This window comes from Bradyrhizobium sp. cir1 (assembly GCF_014198245.1).
GTDB lineage: Bacteria > Pseudomonadota > Alphaproteobacteria > Rhizobiales > Xanthobacteraceae > Bradyrhizobium.
On the sequence record NZ_JACIHE010000011.1, the window covers coordinates 106,456 to 121,261 of the forward strand.

Here is a 14,806-nt window from a genome sequence, read left to right on the forward strand (position 1 = left end):
GGCGTGTGGTAACGCGCGGCGGACCGGGGGTCAAACCAGTTACGCCGTCATTCCGGGATGGTCCGAAGGACCAGACCCGGAATCTTGAGATTCTCAGGTGCGCAAGGGCGCACCGGAGTTCGGTGCTGCGCACCGGCCCGGAATGACGAAAAACTTGGCCTAACTAAACTTCTCCAGCCGCCCGTCGCGGAACACGTAGACGGCGCCCTGCTCGATGTAGAGCTCGGCGGCGCTGGCGGGGGTCTCCAGCCCCAGGGACACCATCAGCGCCCGGCAGGTCCCGCCATGGGCGACCGCGACCGTGTCGGTCCGGAGCTGGTCGTACCAGGCGCGCACGCGGACCTGCACGTCGGCATAGGTCTCCCCGCCCGCCGGCCCCACTGTCCATTTGTCGGCGAGGCGCCTGGCATAGATGTCGGGATCGGCGGCTTCGCTCTCGGCCAGCGTCAGCCCTTCCCAGGTGCCGTAGCCGATCTCGCGCAGGCGATCGTCGAGCGCATAGTCGGCCACCGGCAGCCCGAGCTTGTCGCGCGCGAGTTCCATGGTCTGGCGCGCACGGCCGAGCGGGCTCGATACGTAGGGTAATGCGGCCTTGTCGCGCCCGTCACGCTTGAGCAGATCGGCCAGAACGCCGCCGGCCTGCACGGCCTGACTGCGGCCGCGCGCGTTCAGCGGAATGTCCCTGGTACCCTGAAGCCTGCCGAGTGCATTCCACTCGGTCTCGCCGTGGCGAAGGTAATAGATCGTAGGCACGGGCATTCCGGTTGAAGATTAGTCCTTGCCGCCGAACGAAATGTCCGGCGCGTCCGGGCGCTTCATGCCGAGCACGTGATAGCCGGAATCGACGTGATGCACCTCGCCGGTGACGCCGCGCGAGAGATCGGACAGGAAATACAGCGCGCTGCCGCCGACGTCTTCGGTCGACACGTTGCGGCGCATCGGCGCATTGTTCTCGTTCCACTTCAGGATATAGCGGAAGTCGCCGATGCCTGAGGCCGCCAGCGTCTTGATCGGACCTGCCGAGATCGCGTTGACGCGGATGTTCTTCTCGCCGAGATCGGCGGCGAGATAGCGCACGCTGGCTTCCAGCGCCGCCTTGGCCACGCCCATCACGTTGTAATGCGGCATCCATTTCTCGGCGCCGTAATAAGAGAGCGTGATCAGCGAGCCGCCATCGGTCATCAGCTTCTCGGCGCGCTGCGCCACCGCCGTGAACGAGTAGCAGGAGATCAGCATCGACTTGGTGAAGTTCTCCTGCGTGGTGTCGACGTAGCGGCCGTCGAGCTGCTCGCCATAGGCGATCGCGTGCACCAGAAAGTCGATCTTGCCCCACTTCTCCTTCAGCACCGCGAAGGCCGCGTCGATGGTCGCAGCATCAGTGACGTCGCAATGACCGAGCACGAGGCCGCCGATCTCGGCGGCGAGCGGCTCGACGCGCTTCTTCAGCGCATCGCCCTGATAGGTGAAGGCGAGCTCGGCGCCGGCGGCGTGGCATGCCTTGGCAATGCCCCAGGCGATCGAGCGGTTGTTGGCAACGCCGAGGATCACCCCGCGCTTTCCTTGCATCAGACCTGAATTCTGCGCCATTTTTGAACGTCCCGTCGAGCTCTCTTTGAGGTCTGGAGGTACACCAGCCCTCCCCTGCGGTACAGCCCTAATACGCGGCGTTAACGCTGTTTCGAGCGCCGGAATAGCCGTTCCATTCGGGTGTTATGATTGTTGAGGCGCTCGCGCCGGACACCAGGACGTCAAGACGGCAATGAGTGCGTTTCGCCAGAGTGTGGAAGCCATGATCCCGGCGTTGCGCCGCTACGCCCGTGCGCTTACGCGCGATGCGGATGCGGCCGACGATCTGGTGCAGGACACATTGGTGCGTGCGTTGCGTTCGGAGCGCCTGTTTCTCGGCGGCGACGTCAGGAGCTGGCTCTATACGATCCTGACCAACCTTAACAAGAACCGGCGGCGCTCGCTGGCAAGACGGCCGCAATTCATACAGCTGACCGAGAACAACCCCGACGCCAGCGGGACCGAGGCCGAGGGACGCGACATCGAGAAGGCGCTGGCAACACTGGTTGAGGAGCAACGCTCGGTGCTGCTGCTGGTGATGCTGGAGGGCATGAGCTACCGCGAGGTCGCCGACATCCAGGGCGTGCCGATCGGCACCGTGATGTCGCGCCTGGCACGGGCGAGAGCCCACGTGAAAGCCTCGCTGGAGGGCCAGCGCCCGGCGCTCAGGCAGGTGAAATGATGACCGGGTTGATGCATCGAATAATGTCCGCCCGCAGCCTGACGGTGAGCTACGCGAAGTTGAGTCACGAAGGATATTTTGGGCCGCAGAGCCAGAGACGACCGATATGAACGACCGCAACATTCCCATCACCGAGGACGAACTCCACGCCTATGTCGACGGCGAACTGCCGACCGAGCGACGCGCCGACGTCGAGGCCTGGCTTGCCGCCCACCCCGACGATGCCGAGCGGGTGCAATCCTGGCGGACCATGGCCGAGATGCTGCACGCCCGCTACGATTCCGTCGCCCAGGAGCCGGTGCCGGCACGACTCGAGCTCGAGCGGCTGGAGCGCCGCCCCCGGCAATGGTTCTATGGCGCCGCCGCGGCCGTGCTGGTTGCCTTCGTCGCCGGCGGCACCGCCGGCTGGGTGGCGCATGGCGCCGCCAACGCGCCTTCGACCTTCCAGAGCTTCACGGCGGACGCGCTCGACGCCCACCGCCTCTATGTCGTCGAGGTGCGCCACCCCGTCGAGGTCGGCGGCAACGAGCGCGATCATTTGCAGGCCTGGCTGACCAGGCGCTGCGGCTGGACCGTGTTCGCGCCGAACCTGGAGGCGAGCGGACTGAAGCTGGTCGGCGGCCGACTCCTGCCGGGACCGAACGGTCCGGCGTCATTCCTGATGTATGAGGGCGCCTCGGGCGAGCGGTACACGATCTACACCGCCAAGACCGAGAATGGTGCAACGCAAATGCGCTACGCCAGGACGGACAAGGACGGCGCGCTGTTCTGGGCGGAGCGCGGTGTCGGCTACGTCGTCAGCGGTGGCGGCGACCGCGACCGGCTGACCAAGGTGGCGCAGGCCGTGTACGACCAGGCAGAGAAAAACGGCACCTAAACAACTGCACAAACGCGGTGCCTCGATTCCGTCATTGAAAATTTGGAATCAGGACATGGACGCGTCTCATTATCGCACCGGGTGTTCACGCGATTATGAGTAGCGTTCGATCCGCCGATCGACGCGGGCGGCCTCGATTGGGGTTTTTGGTACCGCGCTGGTCCCCCTCTCGAGGCCGCACCTTTTTATCGGCTGCCCCGCCGGACAACCGACACGTCGAGACCATGAAGCGCTACCACGCCTCAGGCATATGATGAGCGTCATCTCCTGGACGATGCTTTAGGCCTTTAGGAAAAACCCCTTCAGTTCGACCGCGCCCTAACCGAGCCCGCTACGTGGATTGTAGGGGTGTTGGTCCCGCCACTTCTCCATCAATGCCTCAAGCTCAGCGTCGTTCCCGTCCGGTAGCATAATCCTGATGGTGACGAAGAGATCCCCGGTTCCACCAGATCTCGGCAAGCCCTTGCCTTTGAGACGGAAGGTCCGGCCGCTGGAGGTGTTCTTGGGGACCGACAGCTCCACGGCATTGCCGAGGGTGGGCACGCGGACCTTGGCCCCGAGCACCGCCTCATAGAGAGTGACCGGTAGGTCGATCCTGAGGTCGGCACCCTCGACCTTGAAGAACGGGTGCGGCGCGATGCTGATGGTGATCAGGAGATCGCCCGGCGGATGGCCCTGGGCGCTTTCGCCCTGCCCCCGCAGCCGGATCTGCTGGCCCTCGGTGACGCCGGCCGGAATCTTGACGTTGAGCTCCTTGCCCGTCGGCAGCCGGACGCGCTTCTCGCCGCCCTTGACCGCCTCTTCCAGCGAGACGGACATGGCGACGTTGACGTCGAGATCGAGCCCGACCCCGCCGGTGTCGAAATCGAACTGGGCACCGCCGCCGGCCCCGGGGCGCGCACCGCGCATCCCGCCGCCGAACATGCTATTGAGGATGTCCTCGAACGCGCCGCCGCCCGGGCCGCCCGCGCCGCCGCTCCGGAACGTATAGCTCTCGAACCCGCCGGGACCCGCGCGACCGCGCGGCCCGCCGCCGCCCGGAAAGCCCTGAAAGCGCGGCTTGCCCTCGGCGTCGATCTCGCCGCGGTCGAACTGCTTGCGCTTGTCCTCGTCGCCGATGATCTCGTTCGCCGAGTTGATCTCGGAGAAGCGCTCGGCGGCCTTCGGGTCGTCCTTGTTGCTGTCGGGATGGTGCTTCTTGGCAAGCTTGCGATAGGCGCTCTTGATCGCGGCAGCGTTGGCGCTCCGCGGCACCCCCAAGACCTCATAGGGGTCGCGCATCCGTCACGTCTCCTTCAGGAATTCGAATTGTTCAAAGGGCACCCCGCCCCACCTGCGATCCATGTGGGGTGGGAGTGGCATTTTTGCAACTAGTCAGGCTAGCTCGACGCTGTACGGTTCCCACTTCTCCGGATCATGCTCAGCTCCGCCACGGCTTTAGCGTATGAATCTCCCAACGGCCATGACTGCTTTGGCAGCCGGCGCCCTGGAGCCAGCTTTCCGTGCTGCCGTTGACGTAGCTCGCCAGGAAATCGCGGCATTTGCGGCCACCCTCGGCGGCATAGGACTGCGCAATCGGTGTCACCGAGCCTCGCGCCCCTGTCTCCGGGTTCTCCCAATGCTGGCTGGAATCCCTGTCGCCCTTGCTCAGCACGTCCGAGGCGGCGTTGCGGGCGAAGGCGAGATCGGTATCTGTCGGTGCGGTGTCTTTCGCCGGCCGTACGATCGAGCCGGTGAGGTCGCTGTCGTCCGCCTTGGCATAGGCACTCTTGTCACCACGGGAGAAGCTGCAGCCGCCGGCACCCAACCCAATCAGAATGATCGTCATGACAAGGCCGGACGGCCGGATCGCCGATAGGCCAACGCGTCCCCATGCCCTATATAGGGCGGTAGCGGACAACAACGCGTTTTGGGCCGCGGGATGCAATTCGGACTCCAGACATGACCGACACGACCTCGATGAAACACCAGACACCCTTAACATCCGGTGATTTCACCGCCGCCGACGAGCCTTTTGCGCTGTTCGAGGCCTGGCTGAACGAGGCGATCAAGAGCGAGCCGAACGATCCGAACGCCATGGCGCTCGCAACCGTCGATCCCGACGGGCTGCCCGATGTGCGCATGGTGCTGATGAAGGGCTTCGATACCGAGGGTTTTGTCTTCTACAGCCACATCGCCAGCCAGAAGGGCCGCGAACTCGCCGCAAATCCTAAGGCAGCGTTACTTTTTCACTGGAAGTCGCTGCGCCGTCAGGTCCGCATCCGCGGCAACGTGACGCCGGTGACCGATGCCGAGGCCGACGCCTATTTCGCGACGCGACCGAAGCAGGCGCAGATCGGCGCCTGGGCGAGCAAGCAATCCGAAGCGCTGGAGAGCCGCTTCGCCTTCGAGCAGGCCATCGCCAAGGTCGCGGCCAGATATGTCATCGGCGAGGTCCCGCGGCCGCCGGGCTGGAGCGGCTGGCGCATCGCGCCGCTACGCATCGAGTTCTGGCACGACCGCCCATTTCGCCTGCACGACCGCATCGAATTTCGTCGTGACGCCGCCGGCCAGCCATGGTCCAAGACGCGGATGTATCCTTGAGCCTATCCTGAGCCTCGTCTCGAGCTTTGAGCCGACCTGAAAGATGTCCATGCCGCATTCGTCCAACCTGCCGCGTCGTACGCTGCTCCTGACCGGGGCGAGCCGCGGCATTGGCCACGCCACCGTGATCCGCTTCTCCTCGGCGGGCTGGCGCGTCATCACCTGCTCGCGGCATCCATTTCCCGAAGACTGCCCCTGGGATGCGGGGCCGGAGGATCACATCCAGGTCGATCTCGGCGACCCCAAGGACACCGCGCGTGCAATCAACGAGATCCGCCGCCGACTCGAGGGCGGCACACTGCACGCGCTGGTCAACAACGCCGCGATCTCGCCGAAGGGCCCCGGCGGCTCGCGGCTCGGCTCGGTCGACACCGACCTCGACACCTGGACGCATGTCTTCCACGTCAACTTCTTCGCGCCGATCATGATCGCGCGCGGATTGATGGAGGAGTTGAAGGCGGCCAGGGGCTCGGTGGTGAACGTCACTTCGATCGCGGGCTCACGCGTGCATCCCTTCGCGGGCGCAGCCTATGCCACCTCGAAAGCCGCTCTCGCCTCGCTGACGCGCGAGATGGCGTCCGATTTCGGCCGCATCGGCGTGCGCGTCAATGCCATCGCACCTGGCGAGATCGACACCTCGATCCTGTCACCGGGTACCGAGAAGATCGTTGAACAGCAAATCCCGATGCACCGGCTCGGCACACCCGACGAGGTCGCCAAGATCATCTACGTGCTCTGTACGGACACCAGTTCGTATGTCAACGGCGCCGAGATCCACATCAACGGCGGCCAGCACGTGTGATCCGCACGAGTGACGCTGTCATTCCCCGCGGAGGCGGGGAATCCAGTACGCCGTAGCGGGTGTGGTGAGAGCGAGCTTTTCAACGTGGGCCTCTGGAATACTGGATCGCCCGCCTTCGCGGGCGATGACATCGAGTAGGTGGTTGCGGACACGGCTTCACAGCCTCGCGGCGCATTTCGCCCGAGCTTTGCCTGGTCACTCCACCCTCGAAACCAGGAGGGCGCAGGGAAGACCGGGTGCTGACCTCGCACCCGCGGTCCGCTGCGCGAAAGATGTAGCGCAAAGAGACCGCACAGCAGCATACAGGTGGTGCCAATCACTCGGCCTTCCCTGCGCGATGGTCGGACGGCTTATGCCGTGCTCTCCCGGGAGCCGAACTTTCCTTCTGGCCTCCCTCACCCCGCGAATTGACGATGCCGTCCGCCCGGTTGGGCTCGCGCACATCTTCGCGAAAGGCTTGACCGTAGCAACGACGGCCAGGACCACACGGTTTTGCCGTACGCACGGCCCGCCATTTCGCCGCAGTTTTCCCGGACCCCGTCGACAGAGCCGGAAACTTACAGACGAGACGAGCCTTGCAGCGCCGTTCGTCCGCACGCGGCCGCGAGCTCACAGGGACTACCCGCCCCTGCTCGCACCTTCCGTGCCGACGCTGCCGCGTCCACCGCAAGCCCGGCTCGCGAACAAGACGACTACAAGATCGCCCCTCAAGGATGAGCCGGGATGGGCGACACATACGCCATTTCCGAATTTCGGTAAAGTGGAATATTTTTGCGCGAATGGCTTGACGCGCGCGCGACACAGGCAGGACGGAAGCAAGGCGATCCAGACAACGCCGCCGCAAGACCTGGATCGCCCGCCCTTCCTTCCGTTTCTCAATCGACTCGAATCCGACGTGACCGATCGCGCAGTCCTGGAGCCGAAGCACTTGGAGCTCCGGCATTGAATGCGGTCGAGCAGTCGTCGTCGTTCTCGCCATCGAGCAGCGGAGCACCACAGTGCCGGCACAGGCGTGCCGACATCGACATCGCCTTGCCGCTCGCCAGGACCTGACGATAGTTCGCCAGATCGATGACGTTGCGGGGCGACGTTATGTGTTTTTCAACCATGGCTGTTCCTCGCGGCTACGCACTGCTTATCGCAGACAAGTTTCGCGCAAACGTTCAGCCCACCGCTCAAATTTTACCGGAGGAATTGGGGCGGAGCGCACACATCACCGCGGCGCCGCAATCCCGCTCTATTCTGCGACACGATCCGCCGTGTCTCTGCGACCAGCGTAAGCTCTCGGTAGCTATTTTCCGAGAGTGGGCGAGATCAGAGCCACTTCTTGAACTTGAAGATCCAGTACGGGACGATCGCGGCGATCAGCATCATCACCAGTGCCATCGGATAGCCGTGCGCCCATTCGAGTTCCGGCATCGCCTTGAAGTTCATGCCGTAGATCGAGGCGATCAGCGTCGGCGGCATCAGGACAACGGCCATGACCGAAAACAGCTTGATGATGTTGTTCTGCTCGAGATTGACGACGCCGAGCATGGCATCGAGCACGAAAGTGATCTTGTTGGAAAGATAGGAGGCGTGATCGGTCAGTGACGCCACGTCACGCTGCATGGTCTTGAGCTGCTCGCGCATGTCCTTGGACCATTTCACGCCCTCGACCACCGCGGACAGGAAGGTGACGACGCGGCCGATCGATACCAGGCTCTCGCGAACCTTCGAGGTCAAATCGCCCTTGCGGCCGATCGAGATCAGGATCTGGGAATATTGCTTGGCGTGACCGTGGCGTTCGCTCTCGGGCTCGAAGATGTCGTGCGAGACCTGGTCGATCTCGGCGCCGCAGCGCTCCAGGATGTCGGCGCAGCGGTCGATCACGGCGTCCAGCAGTTCCATCAGCACCATCTCGCCGGTGATGGAAGGCGTGCAGGAGCGGCCGAGCTTGGCCTCCACCAGCGCAAACGGCTTCGGCAGGTCATAGCGCACCGTCACCAGGCGATGGTCGCCGAGGATGAAGGTCACCGCCGTGGTGCGGGGCATGTCGGTATCTGAGTGGCACATCAGCGTCGCGGTCATGTAGCGCGCGCCGTTCTCGATATAGAGGCGGCTGGAGATCTCGATCTCCTGCATGTCTTCCCGGGTCGGGATGGCGATGCCCGCCAGCCGCTCCACTGCCTTGTCCTCGGCGGCTGAGGGGGTGACGAGGTCGATCCAGACGGCGTTCTCCGGCAGCGCCGCGAGATCCTCGATAACCGCCTTCCTGAGGGAGGACTCGGAGGGAACAAACACCGAAAACATGAACAGCTCCAGAGAACCTGCGACAGAATGACAGCCTTTAGCGCGATTCTGACAGGTTCACGATGACAACAACATTAACGGAGGGTTTGCATTTGTGGCGCCACTGTGGCGCAGAATCGACAGTTCCTGACCTCCTTTGCCGAAAAACCACCATAGCATCGCAAAACTTGCGGCAGAAAAGCCACAGCTTGGCTCTCGCAGCGCGGGAAAAGGCCTTCAGCGCTGGAATTGTGGCAGATTTCAACGATAATGGGACTAACGGAGTCGAGGAACCTGGGCGCCAAGCTCAGGCCTTCCGCACGGTATTGTTTTGATTGGAACCAAACCATGTCGTCGCTGAAAGTTAAGTTGGGAATTTTGGCCGCGGGCCTGATGCTGTCGGGCTGCATGCAGGCCACGCATTTCGAGGCGACCGACACCAAGGCATTCAAGCCGAAGGACAAGGAACTCCTTGCCAAGGTTCGGTATGAGAACACCCCGGTCGCGGAGCCGTTCCGCCGCGCCATCGTCGAATATCACCGCAAGGAATCGCCGGGCTCGATCGTGGTCGATTCCGACAATCACTACCTCTATTACGTGCTCGATGGCGGCAAGGCGATCCGCTACGGCATTACCGTCGGCGAAGAGGCCATGGCCTGGTCGGGCATTGCCAAGGTCGGCAGCATGACCGAATGGCCGGCATGGCACCCCACCCCGGGCGAGATTTCGCGCCTCGGCGTTCCGACCTATGTCGCGCCCGGTCCGGACAATCCGATGGGCTCCCGCGCGATGTATCTCTACTCGGGCGGCAAGGACACGCTGTTCCGCATCCACGGCACCAACCAGCCGGAATATATCGGCGCCTCAATCTCGTCGGGCTGTATCCGCCTGACCAACGAGGACGCAATCGATCTCTACGGCCGCGTCAAGGTCGGCACGATCGTGGTCGTGCTCGAGCCCAAGCACGGCGACTCGCCCTATAATTCCCGGCTGGCGCTTGGCGCCGGCGGAACTGGCCAGGCGGGCAGCTACTGATCGCCTCCTGATCTCGAAAATCCTAAAGCGCCGGTTTTACCGGCGCTTTTTTGTTGCCGGCTTGTGCGGCTGAGCCTTCTTCTCGGGTGCCGACTTGTCCTCGGGCGGAGAGGATTTCTCGGCCGCCTCGTCGTCAGCGCCTTCCTTTGCCTCAGGCTTGGCCGCGACCTCGCGCGGCGGCGCCTCCTCGGGGCGCTCAGCCGGCAAGAGCGGGGCAACCTGCGGCAGGGGATCCCAGACGTTCCACTGACAAATCCGGTAGTCGTTGCGCCGCTGGGCAAGGTCAAGATGGATGTGGTCCTCGTGGTACCAGTCCGAGCCCGGACCGAGCACGGTGGAGAAGCGTGTGCAGACCGAATGCAGCACCCGCTCGCGCACGTCGCGCGACATGGTGCGGTCGGTCAGGCCGATCGACTGCCCGTTGGCGAGCTTGATGGCGCGGACGTCGAGGGCGTTGGCCTTGCCGTGCTCGGACAGCATTGCGCCGACGATGCGGTTGCGACCGCGGCACTCGAAGCTGTCGAAATTGTCGAGATCGCTGATGGTCGAGCCGAGGCTTGCGGCCAGTGGCACCATGTCCTTGCGCACCCAGTCCGCGATCGCGGAGGCCATGGTGCAGCGGAGGATCGCCGCCGGCTTGACCGCCACCTTGCGCTTGTCCGGCAGCACGATGGCCTCCAGCCGCACCAGGTCCTCGCCGCCACAGGCGCCGGGGCCGCGGATATCGGGAATGGACGGCGCGACCGCGATGTCTTCGGTCAGCGCGAGGCGGCAGGCCGAGACCTGCTTCTCCGGCGGCGGCGCGGCCTCGGCGGGCTTGTTGTCACCCGGCTTGTCCGGGGACGGCTTGCCCTCCGCCTCCGGCGGGCCCTCGTCCGATGCCTTGGGGGCCTCCTCGGGGCGTGGTCTCGGTAACGGGATCTTGGCGGAATGAACCCTCGCGCGCGGCCGTGGTGTACCAAGGCCAAAAATATCGAGCGGCGCAGCATATTTTCGCGCCTCTGCCCGCTCCGTCAGCACAAGTGACAGCCCCAGCGCGACGGTAACCATTGCCGCGCCGGCGGACATATAGCCGCGACAAGACCATTTGCGGCGAAAGTCCGGCAGGCTAAAACTCATGACAATTCTTTGGCCCAACGCTGAGAGCAAAAACGCGCCCAGCGACTTCTCGGAGGAACGTCGGAATGCTTGGTTTGATGCAAGACTGGCCCCTGCTCTGCCACCGAATCATCGAACACGCCGCCAGGATTCATGGCAGGCAGGAGGTGGTCACGCGATCGGTCGAGGGACCGATCCATCGCACCACCTACGGCGAAATCCACAAGCGCGCGCTCAAGGTCTCGCAGATGCTGGAGCGCGACGGCATCAAGCTCGGCGACCGCGTCGCAACGATCGCCTGGAACACCTGGCGCCATCTCGAGGTGTGGTACGGCATCATGGGGATCGGCGCCATCTGCCATACCGTCAATCCCCGCCTTTTCCCCGAGCAGATCGCCTGGATCATCAACCATGCGCAGGACCGCATCGTGATGACCGACATCACCTTCGTTCCGGTCCTGGAGAAGATTGCCGACAAGCTGACAAGCGTGGAACGCTACGTCGTGCTCACCGACAAGGCGCACATGCCGCAGACCACACTGAAGAATGCGGTGGCCTACGAGGACTGGATTGCGCAGGCCGACGGCAAATTCAAATGGAAGGACTTTGACGAGAACACGGCAGCCGCGATGTGCTACACGTCGGGCACCACGGGCGATCCGAAGGGCGTACTGTACTCGCATCGTTCCAACGTGCTGCACGCGCTGATGGCCAACAATGTCGACGCGCTCGGCACCAGCGCCTCCGAGACGATGCTGCCGGTGGTGCCGCTGTTCCACGCCAACAGCTGGGGCATCGCCTTCTCCGCGCCCTCGCAGGGCACCAAGCTGGTCATGCCCGGCGCCAAGCTCGACGGCGCCTCGGTCTACGAGCTGCTCTCGACCGAGAGGGTGACGCACACTGCCGGCGTGCCCACGGTGTGGCTGATGCTGCTGCAGCACATGGCCGCCAATAATCTGAAGCTGCCGGACCTGAAGATGGTGATCTGCGGCGGCTCGGCGATGCCGCGCTCGATGATCAAGGCCTTCCTCGACATGGGCTCGAACGTCCGTCACGCCTGGGGCATGACCGAGATGAGCCCGATCGGCAGCGTCGCGGCGCTGAAGCCGCCGTTCACCGATGCGACCGGCGACGCCAAGCTCGACGTGCTGCAGATGCAGGGCTATGCGCCCTTCGGCGTGCAGATGAAGATCACCGACGATGCCGGCAAGGAGCTGCCCTGGGACGGCAAGACTTTTGGCCGGCTCAAGGTCTCCGGCCCCGCGGTCGCCAAGGCCTATTACCACGTCGATGCCAACATCCTCGACGAGGAAGGCTTCTTCGACACCGGCGACGTCTCGACCATCGACCAGGACGGCTATATGCGGATCACCGACCGCTCCAAGGACGTGATCAAGTCCGGCGGTGAGTGGATCTCCTCGATCGACCTCGAAAACCTCGCGATCGGCCATCCGGCCGTGGCGGAAGCCGCAGTGATCGGAGTGTTCCACCCCAAATGGGACGAGCGGCCGCTCCTGATCGTGCAGCTCAAGCAGGGCCAGCAGGCGAGCCGCGAGGACATCCTGAAATACATGGACGGCAAGATCGCCAAATGGTGGATGCCGGACGACGTCGCCTTCGTCGAAGGCATCCCGCACACCGCCACCGGCAAGATCCTGAAGACGGCGCTTCGCGACCAGTTCAAGGATTACCGCTTCCCGAACGCGGCGGCGTAGGGAGGGTGCCACCCTCCCCTGGAGGGGGAGGGTCGGCTCGCTGCGCGTCAGCGATGTGAGACGGGGTGGGGTGACAGTCTCTCCCCAAGAGCGGTGCCCGTGCGGAGAGATCACCCCACCCCGCTCGCGCTGCGCGCGATCGACCCTCCCCCTCCAGGGGAGGGTAAGAGGGTGACCCTTGAATTTGCCCTCGGGCCGTGGTCTCAACGGCCTATCGTCGCGCCAGATCGGCCGGCACCAAGACCCCGGCAGAGCTCACCCGATGGCCCGCAGGTTTTCCGCTCCCTACCAGACGGAGCCCGTGTCCAGCCTCGCCAGCTGGGCGCGCAATCTCGCCGTGTTCGCGGTGGTCGCCGTGTTGGTGTCGATCATTGTCGTCCGCTTCGGCTTCCTGGAGCCGAAGCCGGCGCTCGTCACCTTCTTCGGGGGCCTCGCGATCGCCGGGGTCTCGATCCTGTTCGGGCTCGCGGGCTTCGCCGCGATCTGGCAGAACGGTTCGCGCGGCATGGCCCGCATCCTGCTCGCGTTCCTGATCGACGGCGCGATCCTCGCCTACCCCGCCTATCTCGCCCTGCAATATCGCAAGCTGCCGGCGATCCACGACATCACCACCGACCCGATCGACCCGCCCCGCTTCGACGCATTGGCGCGTCTGCGCGCCGGCGACGGCGCCAATACGGCAGTCTATGCCGGCCTCTATTCGGCCGAGCAGCAGCGCCATTTCTATCCTGATATCGAACCGATCGAGCTCGAGATCCCGGTCGATCGCGCCTATGCGATCGCGCTCCAGCTGGTCAACAAGCGCAAATGGCTCGTCATCGACGAGCGCGCGCCGCAGCCGCCGCGCCGCATCGGCCGCATCGAGGCGGTAGCCCGCACGCCGATCATGGGCCTGCGCGAGGACATTTCCATCAGGGTCGTGCCCGACGGCGAGGATTCCCGCGTCGATATCCGCTCCGCTTCGCGCTATTTCGACAGCGATCTCGGCAGCAATGCTGCACGTGTGAAGAAATTCATCGAGGATCTCAACACCGCCGCCGATGCCGACGCGCTCAAGCCGGTGAAGAAGACCCCGGTGGCGCCGCCGAAGGCTCCGGCGAAGACGGTGAAGAAATAGCCCCGGCTGTCATTCCGGGGCGCCGCAAAGCGGCGAGCCCGGAATCCATTCATCCACCGACACTGCGGCACGATGGATTCCGGGTTCGCGCTGACGCGCGCCCCGGAATGACGAGCTAGGCCATCCGATACGTCCCGGTGATCACGGGATCGCCATCGGTTGCCACCACGCCGCGGGCGACGAGGTCTTCCAGATGCGCCAGCACGGAATAGCCGGCGGCCGTCGTCAGCCTCGGATCGATGCCGATATAGATCGCGCGCACCATGGTCGGGATGTCGGCCTCGCCCTTGGCGAGGCGGTGCAGGATCGAGGCCTCGCGCGCCTTGCGGTGGCGGATCAGGAAACGCACGAAGCGCGGGCCGTCCGGGATCTCGGGGCCGTGACCGGAGAAGTAGAGATCCTCCTCGCGCGCGGCGAGACGGTCGAGCGAGTCCATGTAGTCGATCATCGAGCCGTCGGGCGGCGCCACGATCGAGGTCGACCAGCCCATCACGTGGTCGCCGACGAAGTTGAATTTCCGCTCCGGCCAGGCGAAGGCGAGGTGGTTGGCGGTGTGGCCGGGCGTCGCCACCGCCTCGAGGCGCCAGCCGGCCCCCTCGACAACGTCACCATGAGCGATGGTGATATCAGGCGCGAAATCGCGATCGACGCCGGATTCCGGGTTGTGCTTCTCGCTCTCGAAGCGCGGGCGCGAGGCGCGGTGCGGGCCTTCGGCATAAACCGGCGCGCCGGTCGCCTGCTTGATCCGCGCGGTGTTGGGCGAATGGTCGCGGTGGGTGTGGGTGACGAAGATGTGGCTCACCGTCTCGCCGCGCACGGCGTCGAGCAGCGCGGTCGCGTGCCCCTGGTCGTCCGGGCCGGGATCAATGATCGCGACGTTGCCGGTGCCTACGATGTAGCTGACCGTGCCGGTGAAGGTGAACGGGCTCGGATTGTTGCAGAGCACGCGCCGCACGCCGGGACGGACTTCCTCGACGACGCCCGCCTTAAGCGGAAAGTTGCGGTTGAACGGGACGTCGTCGTTGTCGGACATGAGACTTCCTGTGCACTGCTGCCCCAA

Annotated in this window: 15 protein-coding genes; 7 read left to right on the plus strand and 8 right to left on the minus strand. The window is 64.5% G+C overall.

Going from position 1 to position 14,806, the window contains the following annotated elements; all coding sequences use genetic code 11:
- Positions 1-159: 159 nt before the first annotated feature.
- Both GGD63_RS22475 and fabI read right to left on the minus strand, forming a co-directional pair.
- On the minus strand, positions 160-759 hold the full coding sequence (locus tag GGD63_RS22475; protein ID WP_183245329.1) for a histidine phosphatase family protein: 600 nt from the start codon (positions 757-759) through the stop codon (positions 160-162).
- A gap of 12 nt (positions 760-771) precedes the next feature.
- A complete protein-coding gene (gene fabI, locus GGD63_RS22480; protein ID WP_183245330.1) occupies positions 772-1,587 on the minus strand; it encodes an enoyl-ACP reductase FabI in 816 nt (271 codons plus the stop codon).
- A 172-nt stretch (positions 1,588-1,759) separates the two neighbouring features.
- Between fabI and GGD63_RS22485 the strand changes: the two genes are divergently transcribed.
- Complete coding sequence (locus tag GGD63_RS22485; protein WP_183245331.1) at positions 1,760-2,248, plus strand: RNA polymerase sigma factor; 489 nt, start codon at positions 1,760-1,762, stop codon at positions 2,246-2,248.
- Positions 2,249-2,354: 106 nt separating this feature from the next.
- Positions 2,355-3,125 (plus strand): anti-sigma factor, encoded by a 771-nt coding sequence (locus GGD63_RS22490; protein WP_183245332.1) that lies wholly within the window; start codon positions 2,355-2,357, stop codon positions 3,123-3,125.
- 318 nt (positions 3,126-3,443) lie between these two features.
- Here the strand turns inward: GGD63_RS22490 and GGD63_RS22495 are convergent, their stop codons facing one another.
- Together GGD63_RS22495 and GGD63_RS22500 are read right to left on the minus strand one after the other, a co-directional pair.
- Complete coding sequence (locus GGD63_RS22495; protein ID WP_183245333.1) at positions 3,444-4,406, minus strand: DnaJ C-terminal domain-containing protein; 963 nt, start codon at positions 4,404-4,406, stop codon at positions 3,444-3,446.
- 139 nt (positions 4,407-4,545) lie between these two features.
- On the minus strand, positions 4,546-4,953 hold the full coding sequence (locus GGD63_RS22500) for an RT0821/Lpp0805 family surface protein (protein WP_183245334.1): 408 nt from the start codon (positions 4,951-4,953) through the stop codon (positions 4,546-4,548).
- Between the two features lie 113 nt (positions 4,954-5,066).
- Here GGD63_RS22500 and pdxH point away from each other — a divergent pair, with 113 nt between their 5' ends.
- Positions 5,067-5,708, plus strand: coding sequence for a pyridoxamine 5'-phosphate oxidase (pdxH, locus tag GGD63_RS22505; protein WP_183245335.1), 642 nt, complete (start codon positions 5,067-5,069; stop codon positions 5,706-5,708).
- A gap of 49 nt (positions 5,709-5,757) precedes the next feature.
- A complete protein-coding gene (locus tag GGD63_RS22510; protein ID WP_183245336.1) occupies positions 5,758-6,510 on the plus strand; it encodes an SDR family NAD(P)-dependent oxidoreductase in 753 nt (250 codons plus the stop codon).
- Positions 6,511-7,385: 875 nt separating this feature from the next.
- Here the strand turns inward: GGD63_RS22510 and GGD63_RS22515 are convergent.
- The gene (locus GGD63_RS22515; protein ID WP_183245337.1) at positions 7,386-7,619 is read right to left on the minus strand and encodes a hypothetical protein; all 234 of its coding nucleotides are present in this window, start codon (positions 7,617-7,619) and stop codon (positions 7,386-7,388) included.
- 205 nt (positions 7,620-7,824) lie between these two features.
- Positions 7,825-8,802, minus strand: coding sequence for a magnesium transporter CorA family protein (locus GGD63_RS22520; protein WP_183245338.1), 978 nt, complete (start codon positions 8,800-8,802; stop codon positions 7,825-7,827).
- A gap of 327 nt (positions 8,803-9,129) precedes the next feature.
- Here GGD63_RS22520 and GGD63_RS22525 point away from each other — a divergent pair, with 327 nt between their 5' ends.
- Positions 9,130-9,816: a L,D-transpeptidase gene (locus tag GGD63_RS22525; RefSeq protein WP_011085407.1), complete on the plus strand. Its 687-nt coding sequence runs from the start codon at positions 9,130-9,132 to the stop codon at positions 9,814-9,816.
- Positions 9,817-9,852: 36 nt separating this feature from the next.
- Here the strand turns inward: GGD63_RS22525 and GGD63_RS22530 are convergent, their stop codons facing one another.
- Positions 9,853-10,935, minus strand: coding sequence for an extensin family protein (locus GGD63_RS22530; protein ID WP_183245339.1), 1,083 nt, complete (start codon positions 10,933-10,935; stop codon positions 9,853-9,855).
- A gap of 65 nt (positions 10,936-11,000) precedes the next feature.
- Between GGD63_RS22530 and GGD63_RS22535 the strand changes: the two genes are divergently transcribed.
- Together GGD63_RS22535 and GGD63_RS22540 are read left to right on the plus strand one after the other, a co-directional pair.
- Entirely contained in the window at positions 11,001-12,629 is a 1,629-nt protein-coding gene (locus GGD63_RS22535; protein ID WP_183245340.1) for a fatty-acid--CoA ligase, read from the plus strand.
- 262 nt (positions 12,630-12,891) lie between these two features.
- Positions 12,892-13,746 (plus strand): DUF1499 domain-containing protein, encoded by an 855-nt coding sequence (locus tag GGD63_RS22540; RefSeq protein WP_183245341.1) that lies wholly within the window; start codon positions 12,892-12,894, stop codon positions 13,744-13,746.
- A gap of 115 nt (positions 13,747-13,861) precedes the next feature.
- On the opposite strand, the gene GGD63_RS22545 is transcribed toward GGD63_RS22540, so the two are convergent.
- Positions 13,862-14,779, minus strand: coding sequence for an MBL fold metallo-hydrolase (locus GGD63_RS22545; protein ID WP_183245342.1), 918 nt, complete (start codon positions 14,777-14,779; stop codon positions 13,862-13,864).
- Positions 14,780-14,806: the final 27 nt, after the last annotated feature.